A 6,806-nucleotide genomic window follows, 5' to 3' on the forward strand; every position below is an offset into this window, starting at 1 on the left:
ATGCAGGGTCCGATCGCCCAGACGCTCGCCCTCGCGATCCACGGGAACGCTCGTCTTCGTGGCATTCCCGTCCCGGCCTTCTTCCCCGGCAACTCCACGTGCCAGTTCTGCAGGCAGGTGGCGTTCGTGAGACTGGAGCGACCGCTGTTCGGCGGCGTGCGGGAGCGGCCTTTCGCGACCACGCCGGACGAGTGGTTCGCCAGGCTCGCGGCCGCGGGCGTCGAGCGGCTCTCGGTGCGGTACGGGTCGCTCGGCGACGCCCGGATCGGCGACCGCATGTCGGTCGCCTTCGTCGGGGGCGGCGGCCACTGGCGGATCGGCGCGCAGCGTGGAGCGGAGGCCGGGCTGTGGGAGGCGCGGTGGCAGGTGGGGAACCGGGACGACCCCGAGCGGCGCATCTGGAACGTGACGTACGGCGAGGTCGGGAGAGCGGACGGCCGCCAGCCAGAGGCGGCCGACCTGGCGGGCCTGGTCCGCGAGCTCGCGGACGTGTTCGGCGAGATCGGCGCCTTCGCCCGGGAGCAGGGCCTCGACGGCTTCGCCGGCGCCTTCGACCGTGCGGTCGACTGTCTCCGCTCCGACGAGCCGCGCTCGTTCGGCTACCACGCGGACCTCGCCCCGGCGGGGGTGCTGCCGCTGGACGCGGAGCGCATCCTGGGTGCGGCGCAGGCGGGGTGGGTGTTCGGCGGGATGGGCTCGTGGAACGACCTGGGCTTCGACGGAGCGGCGCAGGCCCGCTACGAGTCGCTCTCGGACCGGCTCTACTCCCTGCTCAACCGCGCCGCCGTGGAAGCGGCGAACGCGAGCGCGGCGTGACGGCGATCACGCCCCACACGCCATCTACTCGCCGAGTTGAGCCCGCTCGCGGCCGCCAAGGACCTCGTCGGCCTCCGCTCCACATAGCAATGAGCCGAGAGGATTGCGCAGCGGCCCCACGCGCGTGAGCTTTGAGTGAATTGTCGGGCTGTGGCAGAGTAAAAGTTATTGCCATAGATCCGATCACGCTTGGCAGGCACCTCGAGCACATGCGGCGGTCGCTTCTCGCGCGCATTGTACTTCAACCGGGCCAGCAGCTAACCGCCTCTCCTGTTTCCAGGCTCCTGTTATGGCGTCCTACCTAAGTTTTCTTGCTCCCGCTGCCGCGGCCTTACTCGGCGCCTGGGCTGGCGCTCGCTTCGCATTGCGTCGCTTCAAGGCAGAACGGAGCTTTGACCGTTGGTTAGAATGGCATCTCTCTGCATTAAAGACGTTGCATTCTCTGAAACTTGCTCACAGACGGCTCGATTGCCGGAAACTGCTCCGTCCTCCTGAGTATCAAGAACTCCGTGACGAACTTAGCCGTTTGGTAGCTGAGGCCCGCGCCTTCATGCCGGAGCTAGCATCTATGCGGGTGCGGCTCTTGGAAATAACGATGTGGGATGCAGAAGATGCAACACGCGAAGCTATTCGCACTGAGGAGTCGCTGGAACGCATCATTCATTTGCATGCTGCCGAAATGGGGCCAGTCCAAGAGATCGAGAATATTTTAGTCGACGGTGTGCATCGGCTTATGCCTCCACAGTCTGATTTCTCTCCCCTCACTCGGGTAAGGTCGCGCATAAGACGCCTCAACCCCTTTCGTAGGCGGCAGCCAGCCCGCGGCATTCCGCACACTGCTCTTCCTCACAAGAGCGTTGCAGGCGATCAAGAGCCTGTCGTCCACGTATCGCAAAAGTGAGTTTTTCGATACAGCTCGTCACGCACTGCGTATACTACGCCTCGATCCCCTTAAGCCCCTCGACTTTCGGACAGTTGAAGCTGTCCTATCAAAGCTCCGCGGACTCTCGTCGGCTAATCTCCTTGGACCTTTGCTCCGCTCTCTTCTCTCCAACTCTCCCGTCACCCCACCCTCGCGGACTCGTGACAGAGCGGTGATGGCGCAGCGTTCGATCCGATGCGAGCCCCGACGAAATTCGGGGCACCAGCCGGCGGGACGGCGACCGAAGCGACGCGGTGCCTCTCGCCTTCCGTCCATCGGAGAGAACCGCGATGCCGATCCGACTCTTCGTTTTGCTTCTCCTCGCCCTCGCCGCCACGCTGGCGCTCGCGGGCCGCTTCGAGTTCCTCTCCTGCCAGAACGACCTGTAGCGGCGGTCGGAAGGCGGGCCTTCCGTGGGGGTATCCCGACCGAAATTCTTGACGGGGAAGGGGTGCGAGACGACACTTCACGACGGTCGTACGGCTGCTCATGGCAGCCCGGCGGTCCCCTTCATTCGGCTTGCCTTCATGCGCTACCGTCGTCCTGTCCCGCCGCGGCACGGCGTCGCACCCCGCGTTGGTCGCGCCGCGGCCGTGCTCCTGCTCGGCCTGCCTTTTTTCTCCACGGTTGCGCTCGCCCAATCGGGCGCGGGTGTCCCCCCGGCCCGCGTTCCCGCGTTCGACGTGTCGGTGAGCGCCGGGATCGCGAGCACGTCGGAGTTCTACGAAGGCGGGAATCCGGGCACCGGGTTCACCGTGGGCGCGAGCGCGGGCTACTGGTTCACGCGTGTAGTTGGCGCGCGGCTCGGCGCGGCGTACTTCACCGGCGAGCTCCCCCTCGCCGCCGCGCCCTCCCTCGGGTTCCTGGGTGGAACGCTGGACCTCCACAGCGTCTCCGCCGCGGTCGAGCTGCGCGTCCGCCCGCTCGCCTCCCTGCGGTCCCCCGTGCTGTCGAGCGCAGCGCTCTCCGCCGGCGCAGGCGTGGTCCGAACGACCACCTCGGGCGACGACACCACCATGCTGGTCGGCGGGGAAGAGTGCATCCGTGACTTCGGGTCGCTGTCCGCGGGAGCCTGCCTGCGCGACGAGAAGACCTCCGTGCAGCTCACCGCCGACCTCGGCGCCGACCTGGTGCGGCTGGGCGGCTGGGGCCTGTACGCCGAAGCGGGGCTGCACGCCTATTCCCCGCTCGCCGAAGAGATCCCCTCGGACTCGGCGGACGCGAGCGCCGCCCGGACGGACGCGGCGCCGCCCTCGGCCGCTCGCGGCGGCGGCGCGGCCGGCACCGCCGTCACCGGCCGGCTGACCGTGGGCGTCCGGCGCTCGTTCGGCGACCGCTCTCCGCCCACCTTCAGGCCGCGACCACCGCCCCCGCCGCTCCCGTCGGGCGAGCAGGGCGTGGTGACCATCCGGTCCACGCCGCCGGGGGCGGAGGTCTTCCTGGTCCCCCAGGTCGACGTGGTGACGGACCCGACCGGGAAGCTCCTGTGCGAACTGCGGGCGGACAGGAGTCCGTACTTCCGGGGCCGGACCACCGCGGGCAACCCCGTCAGGGCCACGGTCGACCCGCAGCCGTACTGGGTCGTGGTCCGCCAGGGCAACCGGGAGGAGAGGCTGTACTTCCCGCTCGCTCCGCGCGGGGAGCGGACCGAGAACGTGGACATGTCCCGGGCTCCGCTCCGGAACTGCCCTCCCTGATCTTTGCGGATGCGAGCGGACGCATGCTGAAGGCGATCCCGTTGTTCTTCGCGGCGCTCAGCGCCGCGGTGGTCGCGATCCCGGGGATCTCCGCCCTGGGCACCGAAGCGTGGTGGCCGCCCGATCCCGGCGCGCAGAGGCTGTTCCGGGTGGTGGCCACCGTGGTCGGCGCGGGGGTCCTGCTCATCGCCTTCCTCGCGCGCGGGCGCATCGCCGCGGCGCCGGGCAGGGTGGTGGGCCCCGCGTGCGCGCTGGGGCTGGTGCTCTCGCTGGCCCTCGTCTACGCGTACTCCTCCTCCCTCGACCGGGCGGTCCTGGACTACACCTACGAGAACGTGCCCCGCAAGGCGATCGTCCCGTTCGGGGTGGGCTCGTGGGCGACGGACGAGGTGCTGAGGGCCGTGCAGTTCGTCCAGCCGCCCGGGGGCGATCGTCCGCGCACTCCCCGCGATGTCACCCGGGAACACCTCGAGCCGGCGTTCCAGAAGTTCGACACGGGGATGAAATCCCTCATCCCCAAAGACGAGGTGAGTCGGACGGTCCGCTCGCTGCTGCTGCTGTACTGCGTCGCCTCGGCCTCGCTCATCCTCACCTTCATGACCGCCGGCATCCGGCTGGGCTGGAGCCTGGCGGACGGCGGTGAGGACGGGGCGGAGGCCGGGAACGCCGGGGAAGGCGCGGGGACGGAGGAGCCCGGTCCCGAAGCCAGAGGTCCAGACGCCGTCGACGGCCGGGGCCGCTCCGGGGGGCGCTCCCGTTCCCGCGCCGGACGGCGGACCAGGCGCCCGCCGACTTGACGGACTGGATGCGGTCGCCCACACTTTAACGGATCTCTAACCGCGCGGGCCCGAGTCCGCGCCGCCGTCCGGCCCTCCACCGCAACCCCATGCTCCTCCGGCCCCCGGGCGCCCGCCCGCCGCGGTCCCGCGCCGCGCACCTCCCCGCCCGCTGCCGCCGCCTCGCCGCCGCGCCGCTCGCGCTCGCCTGGCTCCTGCTGCCGCGGGCGGCCGGCGCGCAGGCGCCCGACACGGCGGCCGCGCGCGAGACGCCGGCCCCGGCCGCCGCGGCGGACACCCTGCGCGCGCCTCCGCCTCCCGCCGCCCTGCCGTCGGCCGCCGAAGCCGCGCTCCCGCCGCTCCCCGGGCCGCGCGTCCCGGCCGCGAGGCTCCCCGCGGGCGCGAAGCCGCCGCAGCTCCCGCTGCCTCGCTTCGAGGTGGGAGTGAACGTCGGCGCCGCGAGCACGTCGGAGTTCTACGCGGGGGATAGCCCGGGGACCGGGCTCACCGTGGGCGCGAGCGCCGGCTACTGGTTCACGCCCATGCTCGGCGTGCGGCTGAGCGCGGCGTACTTCGGCGGCTCGCTCCCGCTGGTGACGGCGGCCGACAGCGGATCGCTGGACGTGCACAGCCTCTCGGCGGCGCTCGAGCTGCGGGTGCGGCCGCTCGCCACGCTCCGCTCGCCCGTGCTGTCGAGCGCCGCGCTCTCGGCGGGCGTCGGCATCCTCAGCACCAGCTTCGCGGGCGACAGCGGCTCGGTGCAGGCGGGCGACGACGAGTGCGTCCTCGACTTCGAGTCGCTGCGCGCGGGGGCGTGTCTGCGCGACGGGACGAGCTCGGTGCAGCTCACCACGGGCCTCAGCGTCGACCTGGTGCCGCTGGGCGCCTGGAGCCTGTACGCCGAGGCCGATCTCCACGTCTACCGGCCCGCCGCCGAGGACCTGGAAGACGGGCAGTTCACCCGCGGGTCCGCGACGGGCGCGCGGTACACGGTGGCCGCGACCCAGCCCGGTGGCGGCGCGAGCGGGACGGCGCTCACCGGCCGGCTGGTGGCGGGCGTCCGCCGCTTCTTCGGCGGCGGCGGCGCGGCGCCCGAGGCGCCTCCCGCGCGGATGGCCGAGCCGACCAACGTGGACGCGCCCGGGATGGGCGCGGGCGCGGCGGCCCGCGTGCACGTGCGCTCGGGCGGCGTGGAGGCCGAGGTCTACCTGGTGCCGACCACGGCCGTGGCGCTCGACCCGAACGTGTACTGCACGCTGCGGCCCGACCCGCTCAACCAGTACTTCAAGGGCTACACGCCCGTCACCGTCACCGGCACGTCGCAGCCGTACGTGCTGGTGGTGCGCCGCGGCGGCCGCGAGCGGCGCATCCCCCTGGAGCTGGTGCGCGGCATGGAGGTCCCCCAGGACGTGGACCTCTCGCAGAACACGGTGGAAACCTGCCGGCGCTGACGCTGGAACCCCCATACGAGGTACGCGGGATGAGATCGATCGAGCAGGACCGGGAGATCGAGACGGGGCGGGCGGAGCGGCGGCGGGTGGAGGAGCGGCCCGGCGAGGCCGGCGCGCTGGACCCGGTGCGCACGGCCGCGCCGCCCGCCGAGGAGCGCGCGGAGCCGGGTGCCGCGCCGGCGGAGCGGCGGGCGCGCGGGAAGCGGGGCGGGAAGCGCCGCCCGTCGCGCTCGCTCGAGATGTTCTTCCTGGGGCTGAGCGCGGCGGCCGTGGCGGTGCCCGGCCTCAACGTGTTCGGGACCGAGGCGTGGTGGCCGCCGCAGTCCGACCTGTTCCGCTTCGCCGCGAGCTTCCTGGGCGCCGCGGTCATCGCGCTGCTGATGATGATGCGGAAGCGGATCCGCGAGCTCCCCCGCCCGCGCGTGCTGCGGCTGGGCGCCGCGGGGCTCGGCCTGGGGCTCGTCCTGGTGGTGGGGTACTACTTCGCCCTCGACCGCGCGGTGCTGGACTACACGTACTCCAGCACCAACGCGCGCACCGTCGTCCCCTTCCGGGTGGGCTCGTGGGCCACGCCGGAGCTGCTCAAGCTGTCGCAGACGGTCGGAAGGCCCGACGGCGGCGTGCCCCCGCAGAGCACGGACGCCCTGACCGAGGCCGACATCGAGCTCCTGCACCAGCGCTTCGGGCCCGACGGCATGGCGCCCTTCGTGCCGCGCTCCGCGGTGAACGGCACCATCCGCATGCTCTTCTTCCTCTACTGCGCCTGCCTGGGCCTGATCGTCGCCTCGTTCACCGCGCTGGGCATCCGCATGGGCCACGGGAGCGCCGAGCTGGACGAGGAGAGCTGGTACGACGAGCGGATGCTCGCCGAGACGGCCGTCGACGTCCTGCGGGGGCTCCGCCGCGGCGGCGGCGGAGGCGGAACGGGGGAATCGCGGAGCTTCTGATCCCCCTCGTCCGGAGACGATGGGAGCGGGCGCGGCGACCTCCGCCGCGCCCGCTCCTTCGTGTGTGCCCAGCATGGACAGTGGTCAGGAGGTGAAAGTCCTCCCGGAACTTGGTCGTAGGGACCGAAGCGAGCCGCAAGGCGCCGACCGCGAGGGGAGCGCTGAAAGAAGCGGGGTAGCGAACCCGTCGAGCCGAC

At 71.8% G+C, this 6,806-nt stretch carries 5 protein-coding genes; all 5 read left to right on the forward strand.

Translation table 11 applies throughout. From position 1 onward, the window contains the following. Nucleotides 1-126: 126 nt before the first annotated feature. Nucleotides 127-816 carry a hypothetical protein gene (locus VF746_14345; protein HEX8693599.1) on the forward strand — a complete coding sequence of 230 codons (690 nt, stop codon included), beginning with the start codon at nt 127-129 and terminating at the stop codon, nt 814-816. Nucleotides 817-2,427: 1,611 nt separating this feature from the next. Beyond that, a complete protein-coding gene (locus tag VF746_14350; GenBank protein ID HEX8693600.1) occupies nt 2,428-3,435 on the forward strand; it encodes a hypothetical protein in 1,008 nt (335 codons plus the stop codon). 23 nt (nt 3,436-3,458) lie between these two features. Next, a complete protein-coding gene (locus VF746_14355; GenBank protein HEX8693601.1) occupies nt 3,459-4,232 on the forward strand; it encodes a hypothetical protein in 774 nt (257 codons plus the stop codon). Between the two features lie 89 nt (nt 4,233-4,321). Beyond that, entirely contained in the window at nt 4,322-5,662 is a 1,341-nt protein-coding gene (locus VF746_14360; protein HEX8693602.1) for a hypothetical protein, read from the forward strand. A gap of 29 nt (nt 5,663-5,691) precedes the next feature. Continuing rightward, a complete protein-coding gene (locus tag VF746_14365) occupies nt 5,692-6,609 on the forward strand; it encodes a hypothetical protein (protein ID HEX8693603.1) in 918 nt (305 codons plus the stop codon). The last annotated feature ends 197 nt before the right edge of the window (nt 6,610-6,806 follow it).

Origin of the sequence: Longimicrobium sp. (assembly GCA_036389795.1) — a bacterium.
GTDB lineage: Bacteria > Gemmatimonadota > Gemmatimonadetes > Longimicrobiales > Longimicrobiaceae > Longimicrobium.

Excerpts from the sequence above, each read along its gene's own strand:
- VF746_14360 (HEX8693602.1), top strand. The coding sequence starts at position 4,322 with ATGCTCCTCCGGCCCCCGGGCGCCCGCCCGCCGCGGTCCCGCGCCGCG.
- VF746_14365 (HEX8693603.1), top strand. The coding sequence starts at position 5,692 with ATGAGATCGATCGAGCAGGACCGGGAGATCGAGACGGGGCGGGCGGAG.
- VF746_14355 (HEX8693601.1), top strand. The coding sequence starts at position 3,459 with ATGCTGAAGGCGATCCCGTTGTTCTTCGCGGCGCTCAGCGCCGCGGTG.